Genomic DNA, 20,716 nt, shown 5'->3' with positions numbered 1-20,716 from the left:
GCCCACCCGGCCCGTTCCGTACGACCGAGCGTGGCCGACACACCCCGACCGACACACCCGGGCAACAGATTCCGACCGACAGATTCCGACCGACAGATTCCGACCCGAGAGAGACGAGATCACGATGACCGACAACGCGGTAGCCGGCACGGCGGTGGGCGAGGGCAAGGTCGCGGCCTTCTTCGACGCGTGCGCCCGGGACGCCTTCGACGAGGCGGTCGCCTGCTTCGCCGAGGACGGCGTCTGGAGCGTGGCCGAGGGGCCCGAGCCCGGCACCACCTACCGGCGCGACGAGATCCGGGCCTACCTGGTGGACCTGGTCAAGAAGCGCGAGGAGTTCGGCGACCAGGGGATCGCCCTGGTCTTCGAGCCGGCCGTGGTGGTGGGGGACCGGCAGATCATCGAGTTCACCCTGCGCGACGCCACCGGCCGGGTGCTGGACCGGGGCGTGGACCTCTTCACGCTCAAGGACGGCCTGATCCTCGTCAAGGACGTGTTCCGCAAGGCCTGACATCCCCGGTACCCGACCGTCCCGGTACCCGACCGTCCCAGTACCCGACCGTCCCGGTACCCGACCGTCCCAGGGCACCCGACCCCACCCGTCATGACCGCCGGGAGCACCCGGCACCCCTACCGAAGGAACGATGGACAATGTTCGAGAACCTCAGTGAGCACCTGGTCACCTTCGCCAACGACATCGACTTCGAGGACCCGAAGGTCGGACAGAGCGGCACCTACGTGGCGGAGCTGCGCGACCCGTCGGGTGCCGCGATCGGTACGGTCGACGGCTTCTACAAGATCGTCACGCGCCGCGAGAGCGACGACGAGCTGATGACCTGCATCACCGAGAAGATCGCGCTCGCCGACGGCGACGTGCACGTCGAGGCCTGGGCGCGGTTCAGCAACCTGGTCTCCGGCGAGTGGCTCTACTGCCCGGTGGTCGGCGTGAGCGGCAGCTACGCCGGGCGCACCGGGGTCCGCCAGTGGCGCCCGGTCGACCCCGGCAAGGTCGCCGAGGCCAAGCTGGTCTTCTTCTCGACCCTGCTCTCCTAGCCCGGACGCATGGACACGACTCCGGACACGGCCGGCCCCGCGGGCCCCGAGAGGTCCGCGGACCTCGCGGACTTCGCGGGCAAGGTCGTACTGATCACCGGCGGGGGCGGCGGAATCGGTTCCGCCGCCGCCCGGCGGTTCACCGCCCAGGGCGGTCACGTCGTGCTGGCCGACATCGACCGGGCCCGCGGCGAGGCGGTCGCCCGGGAGACCGGCGCCCTGTTCGTCCGGGCCGACACCGCCGAACTGGCCGACAACGAGCGGCTGGTGCGGGCCGCGGTCGACCGGTTCGGCGGCCTGGACGCCGTCTGGCTCAACTCCGGCGTCCTGGCCGGGAGCGCGATCGGCGATGGGTTCGATCCCGAGGCCTACCGGCGGCTGCTCGCGGTCAACGTCGACTCGGTGGTCTACGGGGTGCAGGCCGCGCTCCCGGCGCTGCGGGCCCGTGGCGGGGGCTCGATCACGGTCACCGCCAGTACCACCGGGCTGCGTCCCTCGCCGGACGTGTTCTACGCCGCCTCCAAGCACGCCGTGGTGGGGCTGGTCCGGTCGCTGGCGCCGGCGCTCGCGGGCGACGGCGTCACCCTCAACGTGCTCTGCCCGGGCGCGGTCGAGACGCCGCTGATCGCCGGGCGCCTCGCCGCCTGGCGGGCCGCCGGGGTGGCGGTGGCCGCCCCGGACCTCGTGGTGGACGCGATGGCCGTCGCCGTGCGGGACGGGCGCACCGGACAGGCGTGGGTCGTCGCGGCGGACACCGGCATCACCCGCTTCGAGTTCGCCGACCTGGTCGTCGCCGGGGAGGGCCGGCTGCGCTTCGCCGACGGCCGGGTGACCAGCACCACCGCCGGTCCGCACGACGACGGCGGCCACGACGCTCCGGGCGACGCGCCCGGCGCCCGCCCCGGCGGCCCGGCGGCGGCCCCCGCCGCCCCGCCGGCCCCGGGTCGGTGACCCGGGGCCTGCCCCTGCCCGCTGTCAATGAGAGAGGACCCGAATGCTGTCCATCAAGGCCGCCGTCGCCCGAGGCAAGGGCGGGCCGTTCACGGTCGAGGACGTCCTGCTGGAGCCGCCCCGGGCCGACGAGGTGCTGGTCCGGCTCGTCGCCACCGGACTGTGCCACACCGACCTGCTGGCGCTGGACCAGATCCTCCCGCCGGGCCTGCCCGCCGTCCTCGGGCACGAGGGCAGCGGTGTGGTCGCGGCCGTCGGCGCGGGGGTGACCTCGGTCGCCCCCGGCGACCCGGTGGTGCTGGCCCCGATGAGCTGCGGCTCCTGCCGTCCCTGCCTCACCGGCCACCCGATGCACTGCGCGTCGTTCCTGCCGCTCAACCTGCGCGGCCGGCGGGCGGACGGCTCGACCGCCTACCGGGACGCGGACGGCACCGAGATCAACGGGCACTTCTTCGGCCAGTCCTCCTTCGGGGACCACGTCGTCGCCCACCGGCGCAGTGTCGTGAAGGTCCGTGAGGACGCCCCGCTCGAACTGCTCGGCCCGCTGGGCTGCGGGCTGCAGACCGGCGCGGGTGCGGTGCTCGGGGTGTTCGCGGCACCGCCCGGGAGCAGTCTCGTGGTGTTCGGCGCCGGGCCGGTGGGGCTGGCGGCGGTGATGGCGGCCAGGATCGCCGGCTGCTCACGGATCATCGCCGTCGACCTGAACCGCGCCCGGCTGGACCTCGCGCTCGAACTCGGTGCCACCGACGTGCTCGACGGCGCCCAGGACGGCGTGGCGGCCGCCGTGGTCCGGCTCAGCCGGGGCGGTGTCGACTTCGCGCTCGACGCGGTGGGCCTGCCGCGGACCGCCCGGGCCGCCGTGGAGTCGCTGGCCGTCGGCGGAACGGCCGGCATCGTCGGGTCGGCGGGCACCGGACAGGACCTCTCGGTCGGACTGGTCCAGCTGCTCGGCCGCACGGTGAAGGGCATCCTCCAGGGCGACAGCGTCCCGCAGCTGCTGATCCCGCAGCTGCTGGACTTCTTCCTGGCGGGCCGCTTCCCGCTGGACCGGCTCGTCCGGTCGTACCCGCTGGCCGACATCAACCGCGCGGTCGCGGACTCGGTCGCCGGAGCGGCCGTCAAACCGGTACTGCTGCACCGCCCGGCGCCCGCCTGAGCGCGGTGCCCGCCCGGTGCCCGCCCGCCCCTACGGGTCCGGGCGGGCACCCGCGCCTCCCGCGCGTCCTACAGCGCGTACGGCCGGTGCGTCCGGGCGAAGGCCGCGGCGTCCCAGTCGCCGCCCAGCTCGGGCGCCAGGGAGGCGACGGCCAGCGCGGCGAAGTCCGGCGCGCCGCCCGCGTGCGCCGGGAGGGCGCCGAGCAGCGGAGCGTCCGCCGACCGGGGCAGGTCGGCGAGGTTGCAGCGCTCGGCGAGCCCGGGGCGCTGCGGCCAGGAGCCGACGACGACGCCGGCCAGCGGCAGCTCGCGCGCCCGCAGGGCCTCCGCCGTGAGCGCGACGATGTTGAGCGTGCCCAGCCCCGCCGAGGCCACCAGCAGCACCTCGGCCGCGAGACCGGCCCGCCGCACCGCGCGCGCCTGGTCGGCCAGCGTCCGGCCCTCGTCGTCGTAGTGCACCAGCAGTCCGCCGGCGCCCTCGACCAGGACCAGCTCGTGCGACGAGGCCAGCGCCGCCACCTCCGCCGCCACCTCGTCGGGCGACACCGGGGGCAGTCCGGCGCGCCGCGCCGCCGTGTTCGGGGCCAGCGGCTCCGGGTACCGGGCCAGCTCGCGCGTGGTCAGCCGGCCGGCCGGCGCACCCGAGGCCGGGTCGGCGGCGAGGCGGCGGACGTCGTCCACGTCGCCCGGCTCGCCGGCGGCCAGACCGGTCTGGCCGGGCTTCAGCACCGCGACCCGCGCGCCGCCCCGCAGCGCCGCCGAGGCGACCGCGGCGGTGGCGACGGTCTTTCCGACCTCGGTGTTGGTCCCCGTGACGAACAGGATCCGCGCGCTCATCCGGCCACCGCCGCCGCCGTCACGGCCGCGGCGATCCGCGCCACGTCCTCGTCCTGCGTCACGTACGGCGGCATCGTGTAGAGGAGGTCGCGGAACGGCCGCAGCCAGACGCCCTCCCGGGCGGCTGCCTCGGTCGCCGCCGCCACGTCCACCGGGTGGTCGAGCTGCACCACCCCGATGGCCCCCTGCACCCGTACGTCCCGGACCCCGGGCAGCTCGGCGGCGTCCGCCAGACCGTCCCGCAGACCGTCCTCGATCCGCTTCACCTCGACCTGCCAGTCCTGGCCCAGCAGCAGGTCGATCGAGGCGTTGGCGACCGCCGCGGCCAGCGGGTTGCCCATGAACGTCGGCCCGTGCGCCAGCACCGGCATCTCGCCCCGGCTGATCCCGTCCGCGACCTCGGCGGTGCAGAGCGTGGCCGCCATGGTCAGGTAGCCGCCGGTCATCGCCTTGCCCAGGCACATCACGTCCGGCGAGACGCCGGCGTGGTCGGCCGCGAACAGCGCGCCGCTGCGGCCGAACCCGGTGGCGATCTCGTCGAAGACGAGCAGCACCCCGTGCCGGTCGCAGAGTTCGCGCAGCATCCGCAGGTAGGCCGGGGAGTGGAACCGCATCCCGCCCGCGCCCTGCACCACCGGCTCGACGATCACGGCGGCCAGTTCGCCCGCGTGCCGCTCCATCAGAGACTCGAACTCCGCCGCGTACCCGGCGTCCGGCGGGGCGTCGAAGCCGGCCGGCGGCTGGGGTGCGAAGAGCTGGTCGGGCAGCACCCCGCCCCAGAGGTGGTGCATGCCGCCCTGCGGGTCGCAGACCGACATCGGGTGGAAGGTGTCCCCGTGGTAGCCGCCGCGCCAGGTGAGCAGCCGCCGCTTCTCCGGCCGCCCGACGGACTGCCAGTACTGCAGGCACATCTTCATCGCCACCTCGACCGCCACCGAGCCGGAGTCGCCCAGGAAGACGTGCCGCAGCGGTTCCGGGGTGATCTCGACCAGCCGGGCGGCGAGCCGTACGGCGGGCTCGTGGGTGAGCCCGCCGAACATCACGTGGCTCATCCGGCCCAGCTGGTCGCGCACCGCCTCGTCCAGCACCGGGTGCCCGTAGCCGTGGATCGCCGCCCACCAGGACGACATGCCGTCGACCAGCTCGCGGCGGCCCGCGACGGGCTCGGCGAGCCGCAGCCGCACCCCGGACGCCGATTCGACGACGTAAGGGGTGGCGGTGCCGGGCATCGGACCGTACGGGTGCCAGACGTGCGCCCGGTCGAGGGCGAGGAGGGTGTCGGTGGTCAGCTGAGCCATGGTGAGTCTTTCCCTGCGGACGGTCAGGCGTTGGGGGCCAGCTCGGTACCGGCACCGCGCCGGCGGACCCGGACGAGGTCGCTGCGCAGCCCGTCGCCGGTGTTCGCCCCAGCGACGGCGGCCGTCCCGGCCCCGGCGGTCCCGGCGGCCTCGGCGGTGTCCGCCTCGACGGGCGGCGCAGTGTGCCCGCCGCAGGGCCCGCAGCCCCCGGCCTGCTCCGCGGTCGGCTGTTCGGCCGGCGCGGCGTGCCCGCCGCACGGCCCGCAGCCGCCGCCCGTCCCGCACGCGCCGCCCTCGGCGGCGGCCGCGATGTCGGCCCGGTGCCGGGGCAGGGTGGCCTCGCCGGCGCCCTCCACCTCGAAGCCCGCGTCCTTGATCATGTCGAGGTCGGCCTGGCCGGCCTGGCCCTCACTGGTCAGGTAGTCGCCCAGGAAGATCGAGTTGGCGATGTGCAGGCCCAGCGGCTGCAGCGAGCGCAGGTGGACCTCGCGTCCGCCCGCGATCCGCACCTCGACGTCGGGGCAGACGAAGCGGACCATCGCCAGGATCCGCAGGCAGCGCTGCGGGGTGAGGTTCCACTCCTTGGCCAGCGGGGTGCCCTCGAACGGGATGAGGAAGTTGACCGGTACCGAGTCGGAGCCCAGCTCGCGCAGCGCGAAGACCACGTCGACCAGGTCGCCGTCGCTCTCGCCCATGCCCGCGATCAGGCCGGAGCAGGCGGACAGGCCCGCGCCGTGCGCCTTCTGCACGGTGTCCACCCGGTCCGCGTAGGTGTGGGTGGTGGTGATGTCCCCGTAGGTGCCCTCGGAGGTGTTGAGGTTGTGGTTGTACGCGTCGGCGCCGGCCGCCCGCAGCCGCTCGGCCTGGTTGTCGGAGAGCAGGCCGAGGCAGGCGCAGATCTCGACGGCCGGGTCGGCGTCCTTGATGGCCGAGATGGTGTCGGCCACCCGGTCGATGTCACGGTCCGTCGGGCCGCGGCCGCTGGCCACCAGGCAGACCCGCTTGGCGCCGCCGGCGACGCCCGCCTTCGCCGCCTCGGCGGCCTGGTCCGGCTTCAGCCAGGTGTACTTGAGGATCTCGGCCTTGGAGCCCAGCCGCTGCGAACAGTACGAGCAGTCCTCCGGGCAGAGCCCGCTCTTGAGGTTCACCAGGTAGTTGAGCTTGACCCGGCGGCCGAACCACTGCCGGCGCACCCGCCCGGCGGCCGCGACCACGTCCAGCAGCTCGTCGTCGGTGGTGGCGAGGACGGCCAGGGCCTCCTCGCGGGTGGGGATTTCCCCGCGCAGGCCCTTGGCGGTGAGGGTATCGAGCAGATCCATGAGGCTGATCCTGCCTGCTGGCCGTCGGGCGACGCCAGAGGGAACCCACCAGAAGATCTCCGGGAGGATGTGCGAGTTGTCACAGTGTCACAGCTCACGGTAGTGGTGCAGGTCACGTCCCCCGGGGGCCGGGGTTACCGACCGGTAGTACGGGTGATCGTCAACGGCCCGCCCCCGTGATCTCCACCACCCGCGCACTGCTTAGAATCTGCGCCATGACCACGCAGGGGGAGCGGACCCCGCCATCGGGTGACCAGGAACAGCACGGAGCCGCCCGGCCGGCCGAGGCCCATCGACAGCCGCCCGGGAGATTCGGCGCCCGCCGGGTCGTGGGTTGGGTCGTGGTGGTCGGCGTGGTGGCGGCCGGCGGCTGGATCATCACCCGCCCGGCGCCCGGCGACTGGATACCCGGCCTGGGCCCGGCCAGCAAGGACGCCTCCAGCACCCCGCGGGTGGTCGGCAGTCCGCCGCCGCGCGCCGCGACCGACCCCGAGGGCCTCAACGTCGACACCCTCTTCCCCGCCCAGCGGGTGATCGAGGTCGGCGCCTACCGGGGCAAGCGCTCCGGTGTCCGGCAGGGCGAGAGCTGCGCCGAGACCCTCCAGGACCGCGCCGAGGACCTGCTGCGCGACAGCGGCTGCCAGGCCTACCTCGCCGTCAGTTTCGCCGGCCAGGCCCAGCCGGTGCTCAGCAGCGTCACCCTGCTGCGCTTCGCCGACCACGCCGCCGCCGCCAGGGCCGCCGAGACCCTGCGGGCCAAGCCGGGCGCGCTCACCTTCATCCTCCCGGACGCCTCCACCGCCCCCGCCCAGCCCGCCGGCAGCGCCAAGCCCGGCTCGGAGCAGCGCGTCGCGGCGGTCGGCCAGTACGTGACGGTCACCAGCTCGCGGCCCGTCGAGCCGCACGGCACCGCGCCCGCCCCCTCCGGCCCGCCCACCCCGGTCGGCGCCCCGTCCACCGCCCCGGCCGGCGGCGAGCAGGCGCTCGACGAGGCCACCCGGGCGGTCTCCTACTCGGCGGGCGCGCCCTTCGTCTGGATGTGACGCGGCGGCGGGGCCCACCCGTGGTGGACCCCGCCGCCGTCGGGTGGTCAGCCGTCGAGCCGGTCCACCGAGGTGACCCGCAGGACCGCCCGGCCCTCCTCGTCGGAGCCGTACAGGTCGACCTCGGCGCTGATGCCCCAGTCGTGGTCACCGGCCGGGTCGTCGAAGATCTGCCGGACCTTCCAGGAGGAGTCCTCCTCCTCGATCAGCAGCATCTTCGGGCCACGCGCGTTCGGTCCGGTCCCGAGGTCGTCGTGCTCGTCCCAGTACCCGTCCATCGCCTCCGCCCAGCGGTCCGCGTTCCAGCCGTACTCGCCGTCCAGCTCGCCGAGGGCGTGGTAGTTCTCCAGCGCGGCCAGCTCGACCCGGCGGAACAGCTCGTTGCGCACCAGCACCCGGAACGCCCGCGCGTTGGCCGTCACCGGCGCCGGCTTGTCGTCCAGCGCGACCTCGGGGGCCTGCGGATCGGTCGGGTTGGCCAGCTGCTCCCACTCGTCCAGCAGGCTGGAGTCGACCTGGCGGACCAGCTCGCCGAGCCAGGCGATGACGTCCTTGAGGTCGTCGGTCTTGAGGTCGTCGGGCACGGTCTGCTCCAGCGCCTTGAAGGCGCCGGCCAGGTAGCGCAGCACGATGCCCTCGGTGCGCGCCAGGTCGTAGTGGCCCACGTAGTCCGAGAAGGTCATCGCCCGCTCGTACAGGTCGCGGACCACGGACTTCGGCCGCAGCTCGTGGTCGCCGATCCACGGGTGCGCCCGCCGGTACACCTCGTAGGCGTGGGTGAGCAGCTCCTCCAGCGGCTTCGGGTAGGTGATCTCCTGGAGCCGCTCCATCCGCTCCTCGTACTCGATGCCGTCGCGCTTCATCTCGCCGATGGCCTCGCCGCGGGCCTTGTTCTGCTGCGAGGCGAGGATCTGGCGCGGGTCGTCGAGGGTGGCCTCGACCACCGAGACGACGTCCATCGCGTACGAGGGCGAGGCCGGGTCGAGCAGCTCGAAGGCGGCCAGCGCGAAGGTGGAGAGCGGCTGGTTGAGGGCGAAGTTCTCCTGGAGGTCGAGGGTCAGCCGGACGATCCGGCCCTCCGCGTCCGGCTCCGGGAGCCGCTCGACCACGCCGCCCTCCAGCAGCGAGCGGTAGATGGCGATCGTGGTGCGGATGTGCCGGCGTTGCGCGCCGCGCTCCTCGTGGTTGTCGGTGAGGAGCTTGCGCATCGCCTCGAAGGCGTTGCCGGGCCGGCCGATCACCGACAGCAGCATCGCGTGGCTCACCTTGAACCGGGAGACCAGCTGCTCCGGGTCGGCCCCGATCAGCCGCTCGAAGGTCTCCTCGGACCACCCGACGAAGCCCTCCGGCGCCTTCTTGCGGACGATCTTGCGCTTCTTCTTCGGGTCGTCGCCCGCCTTGGCGACGGCCTTGTCGTTCTCGATCACGTGCTCGGGCGCCTGCGCGACGACCTGCCCGACGGTGTCGAACCCGGCCCGCCCGGCCCGTCCGGCGATCTGGTGGAACTCCCGGGCCCGCAGCACCCGCACGCGCACGCCGTCGTACTTGGACAGCGCGGTGAACAGCACCGTACGGATCGGCACGTTGACACCCACGCCGAGCGTGTCGGTACCGCAGATCACCTTCAACAGCCCCGCCTGGGCGAGCCGTTCGACCAGCCGGCGGTACTTGGGCAGCATGCCCGCGTGGTGCACGCCGATCCCGTGCCGCACGAAGCGGGACAGGTTGCGGCCGAACTTGGTGGTGAAGCGGAAGTTGCCGATGAGGGCGGCGATGGCGTCCTTCTCCGCCTTCGAGCACATGTTGATGCTCATCAGCGACTGCGCCCGCTCGACGGCTTCCTTCTGGGTGAAGTGCACGACGTAGACCGGGGCCTGACCGGTCTTCAGCAGTTCCTCCAGGGTGTCGTGCATGGTGGTGCGGCGGTACTCGTAGAACAGCGGGACGGGCCGGGTCGCCGAGCGGACCACGGTGGTCGGCCGGCCGGTGCGGCGGGTCAGGTCCTCCTCGAAACGACGGACGTCGCCGAGCGTCGCGGACATCAGCAGGAACTGCACCTGCGGGAGTTCCAGGATCGGGATCTGCCAGGCCCAGCCGCGGTCCGGCTCCGCGTAGAAGTGGAACTCGTCCATGACGACCTGGCCGACGTCGGCCCGGGCGCCGTCCCGCAGCGCGATCTGCGCCAGCACCTCGGCGGTGCAGCAGATGATCGGCGCGGTCGGGTTGACGCTCGCGTCGCCGGTCATCATGCCGACCTGCTCGGTGCCGAACATCTTGCAGAGGTCGAAGAACTTCTCCGAGACCAGTGCCTTGATCGGCGCGGTGTAGAAGGTCCGCTTGCCCTCCGCCAGCGCGGCGAAGTGCGCACCGGCCGCCACCAGGCTCTTCCCCGACCCGGTCGGCGTCGCGAGGATGACGTTGTTCCCCGACACCAGCTCGATCAGGGCCTCCTCCTGCGCCGGGTACAGCGTGATCCCGCGCTCCTCCGCCCAGGCGGCGAACGTCTCGTACAGCGCGTCGGGGGTAGCGGGCTTCGGCATCAGATCAAGGAGGGTCACCCGGCTATCTTGCCTGCTCGCGCACACGCCGGGCAAAGCCCGGGGCTCAGCTCCTCCCCGGAGTCGCGGGCGCCCGCTCGGCGGGGCGCGCCCCGCCGCACCCCTCCTGCCGGACGGCCTCCCCGGCGGCCCGGTGCGCGAGGTCGACGAACGCCCGGGCCCGCTTCCGGTCCGAGAGCGCCGGCAGCCCGAGGCCCCCACCGGCCTCGATCCGCCGGTGGACGGCGTCGGAACGGCCGCCCGGGCGTGTGCCGCTTCGCACATTGCCCGGGTCGCGCCCGCCGTGCCAGAGTGCCGGGCATGGCCCACCGCACCGCGTCCGAACCGCCCGTCCGCACTCCGGCGGACGCCGTCCCCGCCCCCGCCGCCGTCTTCGACTGGCTCGACGAGACGGCCGAGCTGCGGGCCCGGGCGGGCCTCACCCGGACGCTGCGCAGCCGCCCGGCCGAGGACCCGGTGCTCGACCTCGCGGGCAACGACTACCTCGGGCTGACCCGGCACCCCGCCGTCACCCGGTCCGCCGCCGACGCGGCGCTGCGCTGGGGCGGCGGCGCCACCGGCTCCCGGCTGGTCACCGGAACCACCGCCCTGCACACCGAACTGGAGGGCGAGCTGGCCGAGTTCTGCGGGGTGGAGGCGGCCCTGGTGTTCTCCTCCGGCTACACCGCGAACCTGGCCGCGCTGACCGCGCTCACCGACCCGGACACCCTGATCGTCTCCGACGCCTACAACCACGCCTCGCTGATCGACGGCTGCCGGCTCGCCCGCGGCGACGTCCACCGCGCCCCGCACAGCGACCCGGACGCCGTCCGTGCCGCGCTCGCCGAACGCACCCACCGGCGGGCGCTGGTGGTCACCGACTCGGTCTTCTCCGTCGACGGCAACGCCGCCCCGCTGCCCGGACTCTCCGCCGCCGCCCGCGCCCACGGCGCCGCCCTGCTGGTGGACGACGCGCACGGCCTGGGCGTGCTCGGCCCCGGCGGCGCCGGTGCGCTGGCCGCCGCGGGCCTGGCCGGCGAGCCCGACACCGTCGCCACCGTCACGCTGTCCAAGTCGCTCGGCTCGCAGGGCGGCGCGGTGCTCGGCCCGCGTCGGGTGATCCGCCACCTCACCGAGACGGCGCGCACCTTCATCTTCGACACCGGCCTGGCCCCGGCCGCCGCCGGCGCCGCCCTCGGCGCGCTGCGCCTGCTGCGGGCCGAGCCGCACCGCGCCGAGCGGGCCCGCGAGGTCGCCCGCACCCTCGCCGCCCGGCTCACCGCCGCCGGCCTGCGGGCCTCCACCCCGGACGCGGCGGTCGTCTCCGTCCGCGCCCCCGGCCCGGAGGCCGCCGTGGCCTGGGCCGCCGACTGCCGCCGGGCCGGTCTCGCGGTCGGCTGCTTCCGTCCGCCGTCCGTCCCGGACGGCGTCTCCCGGCTGCGCCTCACCGCCCGGGGGGACCTCACGGACGGCCAGATCGCCGACGCGGTCCGGATCATCGCCTCCCTCGCCCCGGCCGGCGCGCACTCCGCCTGACCGCGCCGCCCCCCCGCAACCACGCACCGGTCGGACCGCGTCCCCTCCCGGGGGCAGTGCGCTCCGCCGGGGGGCGGAGCGAATTGCGGCGGAGCTACGGCGCTCGTCTCCGGCGAGGCCGCGGAGTACTCCTGGCCGCCGCCCTTCCCGACCGCCGGCCAACGGAGCCGAACCGGGCGGCCGGTCGGTGCGTCCCTGCAACCGGGGGCGACGGAACAGGGGTGGCGATGGATCCGGACATTCGGCGGGCACTGGTGAAGGCGCTGACGATCGCCGCCGCCGTGCTGGCGCTGCTCGGGGTGGGCGGCTGGGGCGCGGTGACGGCGGGGGAGGGGCTCGGGTACGCGACCGGCCTCTCCGGCACCCCCGGGGTGCTGGTGGCGGACCGGTGCCTGCGGACCGACTCCGCCGAGGCCGTCCCGACCGAGACCGGCGACTGCCGGGGCACCTTCTACCCCGACGGCGGCGGCCTGCCGAACGAGTACGCCCGGATCGACTGGAAGGTCGACACCCACAACCGGGTCCGGGTCTCCTGCGAGGACGGCGAGTGCCGCCTGGCGGGCACGGCCGGGCTGTTCAAGTGGCTGAGCCTCTTCCTGTTCGCCCTCGCGGCGATCACCCTCGGCGCCTGCCTCGCCGCCCGGCTGCTGAAGTCGCTGATCCCCTGGAAGTGGCTGGTCACCGCCCTGGCGATCACCACCGGCGCCCTCCTCACCGGCGCCTTCGCCTTCCTCCTGGGCGGCCTCGCCGCAGGCTGAAGCCCCGTCCTCGGCGCTCGCACAGGAAGTCGGACCCGCCGACTTCCTGTGCGGACACGGCGGCCTCAGGACCCCGCCGCCGTCCGGTGCCGCGCCGCGGCCTCAGAACCCCGCCAGCTCCAGCAGGAACGCCGTCTCCGCGTCGTGCCGGCCCGCTGCCGCGCGGGGGGCGGCGACGGTCACCGCGAGGGCGCGGCACCAGGCCAGGACGCGGGCCGGATCGGCCCCGGGGACGCGGGCGCTCAGGTCGGCGATCGCCCGGTCTAGGGCGGGCCGGTCGGTGACGCCGTCGAGCACCCAGTCCACCAGGTCGAAGTCCGGGTCCCCGAGGGACGGGCGCGGGTCGATCGCGACCGGTCCGGCCGGGCCGTCCAGGACGTTGGCCGGGTGCAGGTCCCCGTGGACGAGCGCGAGCGGCCCGCCGGCTGCCAGCTCCCGGGCGAAGGCACGCGCCCCGGGCGGCACCGCGCCGGGCGCGCGCCGTTCGGTGAGGTCGAAGAGGAACTCCACCCGGTCGCCCAGCGGCCGCAGGGCCAGCCCGTCCACCGGCACCGAGCGCAGGGCGCCGAGCAGCGGCGCCACCTCCGCCGGCCGCCAGGCCCGCTGCCGCAGCGGCGCCCCGGGCTCCACGTCCGCCAGCAGCAGGGCGTTCGCCGCCGTGTCCGTCGCCAGGAGCCGCACCACGGACGGCAGCCCCGACCAGGCCCGCAGGGCCACCGCCTCCTGCGCGGCCACCTCGGGATCGGGCGTCAGCTTCAGCCAGACCGCGGTGCCGTCACCGCGCTCGCAGCGGAACACCCGGGACGTCCCGCCGCCGCCGGCCGCGCGCAGCTCCAGGCTCCAGCGCCGGGCCAGCTCCTCGACCACCGCCGGGAGGGCCGCGCACCAGGCCTCGGCCGCCGGGCCGAAACGGACCGTCAGCCGGTCCCGGACCTCGGCCGGCACCGTCACCAGGTCACCCGGAACCACCTCGCCCGGAACCGCCCCGCCCCCGTTCACGGCTGCCCCACCACCAGCAGCGCCTCCGCGCCCACCGGGCGGTAGCCGGCCGCCTGGAACGCCCGCACGCTGGTGGCGTTGCCCGGCGCCTGCTGCGACCAGATCCACTCGCCCTCCGGGAGCAGATGCCGGGCGCTCGCCGCCAGCGCGCGCCCCAGGCCCCGGCCGCGCGCCTGTGGGTCCACCTCGATCGCGCACTCCCACCGTCCGGCCACCCCGCGCCCGAGCACCAGGACCCCGCCGTCGACCGTGAAGACCCGGACGTCCTCGCGGTAGCGCAGCGCGCGCACCACCCGGGGGTGCGCCCGGTCCCGGACCTCGGCCGGCGCCAGCGGGGGAGCACCGGGCAGCCGGCCGGCCACGGTCAGCAGGTCGATGGTGCCGGCCACCCGGCCGGTCCGCTCGGCGAGCGCGGTCAGGAAGGGCGGGGAGAGCGGTGCGGCCAGCGGGTCGCCCGGCACGGCGGCCAGCGCGGTCCGCACCCAGGCCGGGTCCTCGTCGGTGAACACCACGGCGTGCGCGGAGAACGCCAGCACCCCGGCCTCGCGCGCCGACGGCTGCGGCACCACCGTCACCGAGCCGTCCGGCGGCGGGAACAGTCCGCCCGCCGCGTCGGCCATGATCTCCCGCAGTCCGCGCCCGCCCACCCCGACGCCCCCCGTTCCACCGTTCGAAGAGCGTCAGCCTATTCGACCGCCGCGCGGTGCCCGCCGCCCCGTCAGGTCTTCCGGGCCCGGCTCGGCTGCACCCGGCTCGGCTCGCCGGGGGCCTTCGGATGGTCGGGCGGGTACGGCAGCTCGCCCAGCCCCTCGTCCCGCAGCTGGCGCTCGTACAGCTCCAGCAGCCCGTCCAGCCGGTACGCCTTGTCGTCCATCTCCGCCTGGAGGTCGCCGAGTTCGGCGAACCGCGGTGGCACCGTCCGCAGGTCGAAGTCCTCCGGTGCGGCGTCGTCCAGCTCCTCCCAGCGCAGCGGCGTCGAGGCGGTCGCCCGGGGGCGGGCGCGCAGCGAGTAGGCGGAGGCGATGGTCCGGTCCCGGGCCATCTGGTTGTAGTCCACGAAGATCCGCTCGCCGCGCTCCTCCTTCCACCACGCGGTGGTCACCCGGCCCGGCATCCGCTGCTCCAGCACCCGGCCGAGCGCGATCACCGCGTGCCGGCCGTCGGTGAACGTCCACCGCGGCTCCAGCGGCACGTACACGTGCACCCCGCGTCCGCCGGAGGTCTTTGGCCAGCCGCGCAGTCCGTGCTCCTCCAGCACGGCGCGGAGTTCGTGGGCGGCCAGGGCGGCGTCGTGGAAGTCGGTGCCCGGCTGCGGGTCGAGGTCGATCCGCAGCTCGTCGATGTGGTCGGTGTCGGTCCGCCGCACCGGCCACGGGTGGAAGGTCAGACAGCCCAGGTTGGCGGCCCAGAGCACGGCGGCCGGCTCGGTGGGGCAGATCTCGTCGGCGGACCGCCCGCTCGGGAAGCTGATCCGGGCCGTCGGCAGCCACTCCGGCAGGCCCTTCGGCGCCCGTTTCTGGTAGAAGAACTCGCCCGTGACGCCGTCCGGGAACCGCTGCAGCGTGGTCGGCCGGTCCCGCAGCCCGCGCAGCACCCCGTCCGCGACGGCCAGGTAGTACTGCGCGACGTCCAGCTTGGTGAAGCCGCGCTCGGGGTAGTACACCTTGTCCGGATTCGACAGCCGTACGCTGCGCCCGGCGACATCCAGTTCCACGGCTGCGCCCATGCCTCTCACGCTAGACGCGCTCCGCCCGGCGCGCGCCCCGGAACGGTTGGCGCGAGGATCGGAGCCATGGACCTGCCCGTGATGCCGCCGGTGGCGCCGATGCTCGCCAAGTCGGTCGCCAAGATCCCGCCGGGAATGCAGTACGAGGCCAAGTGGGACGGCTTCCGCACCGTCGTCTTCCGCGACGGCGACGAGGTCGAGCTCGGCAGCCGCACCGGAAAGACGCTCACCAGGTACTTCCCCGAACTGGTGGAGGCCCTGAAGCGGGAGCTGCCGCCGCGCTGCGTGCTGGACGGCGAGGTGGTGATCGCCCGGGACGGCCGGCTGCGGTTCGAGGAGCTGCTGGAGCGGATCCACCCGGCGGCCAGCCGGGTGCGGCTGCTGGCCGAGCGCACCCCCGCCTCCTTCGTCGCCTTCGACCTGCTCGCGCTCGGCGACGTCTCGCTGCTCGACGAGCCGCTCTCGGTGCGCCGCCCGGCCCTGGAGGCGGCGCTCGGCGGGGCCGCCGACCCGGTCTTCACCGCCCCCGCGTCCACCGACCGCGAGCTGGCGCAGAGCTGGTTCGCCGAGTTCGAGGGGGCCGGACTGGACGGCGTGGTGGCCAAGCCGCTGGACCAGCCCTACCGGCCGGGGGAGCGGACCATGTTCAAGATCAAGCACGAGCGCACCGCCGACTGCGTGGTGGCCGGCTACCGCGAGCACAAGAGCGGACCGGTGGTCGGCTCGCTGCTGCTCGGCATCAACGACGCCGAGGGCCGCCTGCAGCACGTCGGCGTCTGCGCCGCCTTCTCGATGGCCCGCCGACGTGAACTCGTCGAGGAACTGGCGCCGTTGCGGATGACGGACGTCTCCGCCCACCCGTGGGGCGGCTGGGCGGACGAGGCCGCCCACGCCGATGCCCGGCTGCCCGGCGCGGTCAGCCGCTGGACCGGCGGCAAGGACCTCTCCTGGGTGGCGCTGCGCCCCGAGCGGGTGGTCGAGGTGGCCTACGACCACATGGAGGGCACCCGGTTCCGGCACACCGCCCAGTTCCGCCGCTGGCGCCCGGACCGCACCCCGGAGAGCTGCACCTACGCGCAGCTGGAGGAGCCGGTCTCCTACGACCTGGCCCGGGTCCTGGGGAGCTGACCGGTCGACGGGGCCGCCGGCCGGTCAGCTCCCCGGGCCACCGGGGGGACCGCTCAGGTCACCGAGGCGGACGGCGACGAGCTCGCCGTCGCGGGCGGGAACGAGTAGACGTTCCCCGGCGAGACGATCTCGGTGATCGCCTTGGCGAAGAGCGTCGACGGCTCCTCGCCCTGGGACGAGATGTCCGTGTTCAGCAGCACCGCCAGGGTGGCCTGCGCCGACGGCAGGTAGACCACGGCGCTCTGGTAGCCGGGCAGCGAGCCGTTGTGCCCGACCCAGCCGTGGTTGACGAACAGCCCGAGCCCGTAGCCGACGTCCGGCAGCGGGGTGGGCGGCGTCACCAGCCGCTCCGCCTGGGTGGCCGGCTTGAGCAGCGTGCCGGTGGCCAGCACCTTCGCCCACTTCTGCATGTCGGCCAGGTCGGAGATGACCGCGCCCGCCGCCCAGGCCCAGGACGGGTTCCAGTCGGTGGCGTCCGCGATCGAGCCGTCCGGCGTCTGGTCGGTGTACCCGCGGGCGTGCGGCTGGGGGAACGCCGCGTCGGTCGGGAAGACCGTCCGGCCCAGCCCGGCCGGGTCGAACACCTGCTGCTTCAGGAAGACGTCGAGCGGCTGCCCGCTCAGCTTCTCCACCACCAGGCCGATCAGCACGGTGTTGGTGTTGCTGTACTCGAAGGCGCTGCCCGGGGCGAAGTCCGCGGGGTGGTCGAAGGCGTAGGAGAGCAGCTGCTGCGGGGTGAAGACGCGGTTCGGGTCGTTGACCACGGCCTGCTGGAAGTCCGGGTCCGCGCTGTAGTTGAAGAGGCCGCTGCGCATGTCGGCGAGCTGGCGCAGGGTGATCGTGTCCCCGCCGGGCACGCCCGCGACGTACTTGCCGACCGGGTCGTCCAGACCGGCCTTGCCCTGGTCGACCAGCCGGAGCAGCCCGGTGACGGTGAAGGTCTTGGTCTCGCTGCCGATCCGCATGTTCAGCCCGGTGACCATCGGCGTACCGGCGACCTTGTCGGAGACGCCGAAGGCCTTGAGGTAGCTGCCGTCGGGCGTGGTCAGAGCGACCATCACCCCGGGGACGGAGGCCTCGCTCAGCACCTTCTGCACCGCCGAGTCCAGCCGGGCGGTGACGTCCGGGGTGAGCGCGGCCACGGTGCCGCCGGCCGTCGGCGAGGAGCCGGACGCGCTCGGCGAGCCCGAAGCGGAGCCCGAAGCGGAGCCTGAGGCGGAGGAGGCGGCGGAGGACGAGCCGGACGACGGACCCGACGACGGGCCGGACGGGCCTGCCGAGGGGCTGAGCGCGGCGGGGACGGCCGTGACCGGGCCGGCGGGCGGGGGGTCGGACGCCGTCCGGCCGGAGCAACCCGCGGCGGCCAGCAGACCGGTCAGGGCCAGTACCGCGGTGGCCGCCCGCACGGAGCGGCGGGGGAGCGGGGCGAGCGGCCGTCGTGTCTTCGTCATGATCGGAGCGCCTCTCTGGACCGAACGGCCCCGGAGCGGCGCTCCACGGGGCCATGGGGGAGCGATCGCCACCGTATGCGCGCCACGACCGGCCCGCGCGCGGGCCGCCGCCGCACTGGCCCGAACGGCCCCACCCCCGGTCACCCCGGAACCGCCGGCGCGCCGAACCAGCCGAACCCCCGGTCATCCCGGCCCGGTTCACGCCCGGCCGGGCCGCCGCGCCCGTGCCGAGCGCCCCCAGCGCTCCGCCGAACGGGTGGCCACCGGCACGCCGCGCCGGTGGCCGGGCCCGGCTCGGGCACGATCGTTTAGCCCAGCTGTGGCGCCCCTTAAGAATTCCTCGATGGACCGCACCCCCTCCCACCAGGCAGATTGCTCCATGTTCGGTGCGAGGAGGCAGGAGCAGCCACCCCGCCGGGCCCCGTCGGCCTGCCCTCACCAGGCCGCCCCACCATGCGTCAGGAGCCGCCGCAGTGAAGGCACTCGTCAAGCAGAAGGCAGAGCCCGGACTCTGGCTGATGGACGTCCCGAAGCCTGCCATCGGCCCCGGCGAGGTGCTGATCAAGGTGCTGCGCACCGGGATCTGCGGCACCGACCTGCACATCCGCAAGTGGGACGGCTGGGCCCAGCAGACCATCCGGACCCCGCTCGTCCTCGGCCACGAGTTCGTCGGCGAGGTGGCCGAGATCGGCGCGGCCGTCGCGGACATCTCGGTCGGCGACCTGGTCAGCGGCGAGGGCCACCTGGTCTGCGGCAAGTGCCGCAACTGCCTGGCCGGCCGACGTCACCTCTGCCGCAACACCGTCGGCCTCGGGGTCGGCCGGGACGGTGCCTTCGCCGAGTTCGTCGCGCTGCCCGCCTCCAACGTCTGGGTGCACCGGGTCCCGGTGGACCTCGACGTCGCGGCGATCTTCGACCCCTTCGGCAACGCCGTGCACACCGCGCTCTCCTTCCCGCTGGTCGGCGAGGACGTGCTGATCACCGGTGCCGGTCCGATCGGCATCATGGCCGCCGCCGTCGCCAAGCACGCCGGCGCGCGCAACGTGATGATCACCGACGTCTCGCCGTACCGCCTCGACCTGGCCCGCGAGGTCGGTGTCACGCTGGCCCTGAACGTGGCCGAGCACACCATCGAGGAGGGCCAGCAGAAGCTCGGCCTGCGCGAGGGCTTCGACGTCGGCCTGGAGATGTCCGGCCGCCCCGAGGCGATGCAGTCGATGATCGCCAACATGACCCACGGCGGGAAGATCGCCATGCTCGGCCTGCCCGCCGAGCAGTTCCCGGTCGACTGGGCCTCGGTCGTCACCTCGATGATCACCATCAAGGGCATCTACGGCCGCGAGATGTTCGAGACCTGGTACGCGATGTCCGTCCTGCTGGAGGGCGGGCTCGACCTCAGCCCCGTGATCACCGGCCGCTACGCCGCCGCCGACTTCGAGGCCGCCTTCGACGAGGCCGCGAGCGGCCGCTGCGGCAAGATCATCCTCGACTGGACCGTCTGAGACCGTCTGACCCCCTCTAGGGAGACACCGTGTTCGACAACGTGCGCGACGACCTGGCCGCCACCCTCGACGAGATCCGCGAGGCCGGCCTGTTCAAGCCGGAGCGGGTGATCGGCACCCCGCAGAGCGCCGCCGTCACCGTCACCGCCGGCGGGCAGCCCGGCGAGGTACTGAACTTCTGTGCCAACAACTACCTCGGCCTCGCGGACCACCCCGAGGTGCTCACCGCCGCCAAGGACGCCCTGGACCGCTGGGGCTACGGGATGGCCTCGGTCCGGTTCATCTGCGGCACCCAGGACGTCCACAAGGAGCTGGAGGACCGCCTCTCCGGGTTCCTCGGCCAGGAGGACACGATCCTCTACTCCTCCTGCTTCGACGCCAACGGCGGCGTCTTCGAGACCCTGCTCGACGAGCGCGACGCCGTCATCTCCGACGCGCTGAACCACGCGAGCATCATCGACGGCATCCGCCTCTGCAAGGCCCGCCGGCTGCGCTACGCCAACCGCGACCTGGCCGACCTGGAGCAGCAGCTCAAGGAGGCCCAGGGCGCCCGCCGCCGGCTGGTCGTCACCGACGGCGTCTTCTCGATGGACGGCTACGTCGCCCCGCTGCGCGAGATCTGCGACCTGGCCGAGCGCTACGACGCCATGGTCATGGTCGACGACTCGCACGCGGTCGGCTTCGTCGGCCCGAACGGGCGCGGCACCCCCGAGCTGCACGGCGTGATGGACCGCGTCGACATCATCACCGGCACCCTCGGCAAGGCCCTCGGCGGCGCCTCCGGCGGCTACGTCGCGGCGCGCCGCGAGATCGTCGCCCTGCTGCGCCAGCGCTCGCGGCCGTACCTGTTCTCCAACTCGCTCGCCCCGGTGATCGCCGCCGCCTCGCTGAAGGTGCTCGACCTGGTCGAGCGCTCGACCGAGCTGCGCGAGAAGCTGGCCGCCAACACGGCGCTGTTCCGCTCGCGGATGACCGAGGCCGGCTTCGAGATCCTGCCCGGCGACCACCCGATCGCCCCGGTCATGATCGGCGACGCGGCCGAGGCCGGCCGGCTCGCCGAGCTGCTGCTGGAGCGCGGCGTGTACGTGATCGGCTTCTCCTTCCCGGTCGTGCCGCACGGCGCGGCCCGGATCCGGGTGCAGCTGTCCGCCGCGCACTCCACCGAGGACGTCGAGCGCGTGGTGGCGGCCTTCGTCGACGCCCGCGCCGCCCTGGGGGAGTAGCCCCCGGCCGGGGCACCTCCCGGGACCGCCCGTGGCCCGTCCGCCCGGAACCGGACGCGCCACGGGCACCCCCGGGCCGCCGTGCGGCGCACCACGTCCGCTCGGCACCCCGCCGCCGCACGGTGCGCCGCGGCGCACCACCAGAGACCAACTGCCCCACCCTCCCGCCCGGGAGTGGGACGTCGGCCCGGCCGACGTCC

Annotated in this window: 18 protein-coding genes; 10 read left to right on the top strand and 8 right to left on the bottom strand. The window is 74.5% G+C overall.

Annotation, left to right across the window (positions count from 1 at the left end; translation table 11 throughout):
• Nucleotides 1–124: 124 nt before the first annotated feature.
• The 4 genes from ABZ495_RS30320 (at nucleotide 125) to ABZ495_RS30305 (ending at nucleotide 3,160) form a co-directional block, all read left to right on the top strand.
• Complete coding sequence (locus tag ABZ495_RS30320; protein ID WP_359810883.1) at nucleotides 125–511, top strand: nuclear transport factor 2 family protein; 387 nt, start codon at nucleotides 125–127, stop codon at nucleotides 509–511.
• A gap of 140 nt (nucleotides 512–651) precedes the next feature.
• Complete coding sequence (locus ABZ495_RS30315) at nucleotides 652–1,053, top strand: hypothetical protein (protein ID WP_329486217.1); 402 nt, start codon at nucleotides 652–654, stop codon at nucleotides 1,051–1,053.
• Between the two features lie 9 nt (nucleotides 1,054–1,062).
• Nucleotides 1,063–2,004 carry an SDR family NAD(P)-dependent oxidoreductase gene (locus ABZ495_RS30310; protein ID WP_359839085.1) on the top strand — a complete coding sequence of 314 codons (942 nt, stop codon included), beginning with the start codon at nucleotides 1,063–1,065 and terminating at the stop codon, nucleotides 2,002–2,004.
• Between the two features lie 43 nt (nucleotides 2,005–2,047).
• Complete coding sequence (locus ABZ495_RS30305; RefSeq protein WP_359839083.1) at nucleotides 2,048–3,160, top strand: NAD(P)-dependent alcohol dehydrogenase; 1,113 nt, start codon at nucleotides 2,048–2,050, stop codon at nucleotides 3,158–3,160.
• 68 nt (nucleotides 3,161–3,228) lie between these two features.
• Here the strand turns inward: ABZ495_RS30305 and bioD are convergent, their stop codons facing one another.
• Genes bioD through bioB form a run of 3 tightly spaced genes read right to left on the bottom strand, consistent with a single transcriptional unit; the run spans nucleotide 3,229 to nucleotide 6,613 of the window.
• Nucleotides 3,229–3,996 (bottom strand): dethiobiotin synthase, encoded by a 768-nt coding sequence (gene bioD, locus ABZ495_RS30300; RefSeq protein ID WP_359810872.1) that lies wholly within the window; start codon nucleotides 3,994–3,996, stop codon nucleotides 3,229–3,231.
• Nucleotides 3,993–5,294, bottom strand: coding sequence for an adenosylmethionine--8-amino-7-oxononanoate transaminase (locus ABZ495_RS30295; RefSeq protein ID WP_329486213.1), 1,302 nt, complete (start codon nucleotides 5,292–5,294; stop codon nucleotides 3,993–3,995). Before ABZ495_RS30295 ends, bioD begins: the two co-directional genes overlap by 4 nt.
• 23 nt (nucleotides 5,295–5,317) lie before the next feature.
• Nucleotides 5,318–6,613, bottom strand: a complete 1,296-nt coding sequence (bioB, locus tag ABZ495_RS30290) for a biotin synthase BioB (protein WP_359839081.1) — start codon at nucleotides 6,611–6,613, stop codon at nucleotides 5,318–5,320.
• Nucleotides 6,614–6,828: 215 nt separating this feature from the next.
• Between bioB and ABZ495_RS30285 the strand changes: the two genes are divergently transcribed.
• Entirely contained in the window at nucleotides 6,829–7,656 is an 828-nt protein-coding gene (locus ABZ495_RS30285) for a hypothetical protein (RefSeq protein WP_329486210.1), read from the top strand.
• Between the two features lie 47 nt (nucleotides 7,657–7,703).
• Here the strand turns inward: ABZ495_RS30285 and ABZ495_RS30280 are convergent, their stop codons facing one another.
• The gene (locus ABZ495_RS30280) at nucleotides 7,704–10,214 is read right to left on the bottom strand and encodes a DUF3516 domain-containing protein (protein WP_329486209.1); all 2,511 of its coding nucleotides are present in this window, start codon (nucleotides 10,212–10,214) and stop codon (nucleotides 7,704–7,706) included.
• 300 nt (nucleotides 10,215–10,514) lie between these two features.
• Between ABZ495_RS30280 and ABZ495_RS30275 the strand changes: the two genes are divergently transcribed.
• Nucleotides 10,515–11,729, top strand: coding sequence for an 8-amino-7-oxononanoate synthase (locus tag ABZ495_RS30275; protein WP_359839079.1), 1,215 nt, complete (start codon nucleotides 10,515–10,517; stop codon nucleotides 11,727–11,729).
• Nucleotides 11,730–11,956: 227 nt separating this feature from the next.
• Nucleotides 11,957–12,487: a hypothetical protein gene (locus ABZ495_RS30270; RefSeq protein WP_329486206.1), complete on the top strand. Its 531-nt coding sequence runs from the start codon at nucleotides 11,957–11,959 to the stop codon at nucleotides 12,485–12,487.
• A 102-nt stretch (nucleotides 12,488–12,589) separates the two neighbouring features.
• Here ABZ495_RS30270 and ABZ495_RS30265 read toward each other — a convergent pair whose 3' ends face one another.
• The 3 genes from ABZ495_RS30265 to ligD all read right to left on the bottom strand — a co-directional run bounded on the left by ABZ495_RS30265 (nucleotide 12,590) and on the right by ligD (nucleotide 15,212).
• Nucleotides 12,590–13,438, bottom strand: a complete 849-nt coding sequence (locus ABZ495_RS30265; protein WP_359810860.1) for an aminoglycoside phosphotransferase family protein — start codon at nucleotides 13,436–13,438, stop codon at nucleotides 12,590–12,592.
• 44 nt (nucleotides 13,439–13,482) lie between these two features.
• Nucleotides 13,483–14,106 (bottom strand): GNAT family N-acetyltransferase, encoded by a 624-nt coding sequence (locus tag ABZ495_RS30260; RefSeq protein ID WP_359839093.1) that lies wholly within the window; start codon nucleotides 14,104–14,106, stop codon nucleotides 13,483–13,485.
• A gap of 98 nt (nucleotides 14,107–14,204) precedes the next feature.
• On the bottom strand, nucleotides 14,205–15,212 hold the full coding sequence (gene ligD, locus ABZ495_RS30255) for a non-homologous end-joining DNA ligase (protein ID WP_329486204.1): 1,008 nt from the start codon (nucleotides 15,210–15,212) through the stop codon (nucleotides 14,205–14,207).
• Between the two features lie 66 nt (nucleotides 15,213–15,278).
• Between ligD and ABZ495_RS30250 the strand changes: the two genes are divergently transcribed.
• Nucleotides 15,279–16,340: an ATP-dependent DNA ligase gene (locus ABZ495_RS30250; RefSeq protein WP_359839077.1), complete on the top strand. Its 1,062-nt coding sequence runs from the start codon at nucleotides 15,279–15,281 to the stop codon at nucleotides 16,338–16,340.
• Nucleotides 16,341–16,393: 53 nt separating this feature from the next.
• On the opposite strand, the gene ABZ495_RS30245 is transcribed toward ABZ495_RS30250, so the two are convergent.
• Nucleotides 16,394–17,791, bottom strand: a complete 1,398-nt coding sequence (locus ABZ495_RS30245; protein ID WP_359810852.1) for a serine hydrolase domain-containing protein — start codon at nucleotides 17,789–17,791, stop codon at nucleotides 16,394–16,396.
• Between the two features lie 473 nt (nucleotides 17,792–18,264).
• Here ABZ495_RS30245 and tdh point away from each other — a divergent pair, with 473 nt between their 5' ends.
• Complete coding sequence (tdh, locus tag ABZ495_RS30240; RefSeq protein WP_329486201.1) at nucleotides 18,265–19,293, top strand: L-threonine 3-dehydrogenase; 1,029 nt, start codon at nucleotides 18,265–18,267, stop codon at nucleotides 19,291–19,293.
• Nucleotides 19,294–19,322: 29 nt separating this feature from the next.
• A complete protein-coding gene (locus ABZ495_RS30235) occupies nucleotides 19,323–20,516 on the top strand; it encodes a glycine C-acetyltransferase (RefSeq protein WP_359839075.1) in 1,194 nt (397 codons plus the stop codon).
• Nucleotides 20,517–20,716: the final 200 nt, after the last annotated feature.

The organism is Kitasatospora sp. NPDC005748 (genome assembly GCF_040630735.1).
Taxonomy (GTDB): Bacteria; Actinomycetota; Actinomycetes; order Streptomycetales; family Streptomycetaceae; genus Kitasatospora.
Note: the sequence above shows the minus strand (reverse complement) of the source record. Positions and strands in the feature narration are given on the sequence as shown.

Bases quoted from the DNA above. Each gene is read 5' to 3' on its own strand.
- ABZ495_RS30320 (WP_359810883.1), top strand. From the start codon at position 125: ATGACCGACAACGCGGTAGCCGGCACGGCGGTGGGCGAGGGCAAGGTC.
- ABZ495_RS30305 (WP_359839083.1), top strand. From the start codon at position 2,048: ATGCTGTCCATCAAGGCCGCCGTCGCCCGAGGCAAGGGCGGGCCGTTC.
- ABZ495_RS30250 (WP_359839077.1), top strand. From the start codon at position 15,279: ATGGACCTGCCCGTGATGCCGCCGGTGGCGCCGATGCTCGCCAAGTCG.
- ABZ495_RS30315 (WP_329486217.1), top strand. From the start codon at position 652: ATGTTCGAGAACCTCAGTGAGCACCTGGTCACCTTCGCCAACGACATC.
- ABZ495_RS30310 (WP_359839085.1), top strand. From the start codon at position 1,063: ATGGACACGACTCCGGACACGGCCGGCCCCGCGGGCCCCGAGAGGTCC.
- ABZ495_RS30275 (WP_359839079.1), top strand. From the start codon at position 10,515: ATGGCCCACCGCACCGCGTCCGAACCGCCCGTCCGCACTCCGGCGGAC.
- ABZ495_RS30285 (WP_329486210.1), top strand. From the start codon at position 6,829: ATGACCACGCAGGGGGAGCGGACCCCGCCATCGGGTGACCAGGAACAG.
- bioD (WP_359810872.1), bottom strand. From the start codon at position 3,996: ATGAGCGCGCGGATCCTGTTCGTCACGGGGACCAACACCGAGGTCGGA.
- ABZ495_RS30295 (WP_329486213.1), bottom strand. From the start codon at position 5,294: ATGGCTCAGCTGACCACCGACACCCTCCTCGCCCTCGACCGGGCGCAC.
- ABZ495_RS30245 (WP_359810852.1), bottom strand. From the start codon at position 17,791: ATGACGAAGACACGACGGCCGCTCGCCCCGCTCCCCCGCCGCTCCGTG.
- ABZ495_RS30270 (WP_329486206.1), top strand. From the start codon at position 11,957: ATGGATCCGGACATTCGGCGGGCACTGGTGAAGGCGCTGACGATCGCC.
- ABZ495_RS30260 (WP_359839093.1), bottom strand. From the start codon at position 14,106: ATGGCCGACGCGGCGGGCGGACTGTTCCCGCCGCCGGACGGCTCGGTG.
- bioB (WP_359839081.1), bottom strand. From the start codon at position 6,613: ATGGATCTGCTCGATACCCTCACCGCCAAGGGCCTGCGCGGGGAAATC.
- ligD (WP_329486204.1), bottom strand. From the start codon at position 15,212: ATGGGCGCAGCCGTGGAACTGGATGTCGCCGGGCGCAGCGTACGGCTG.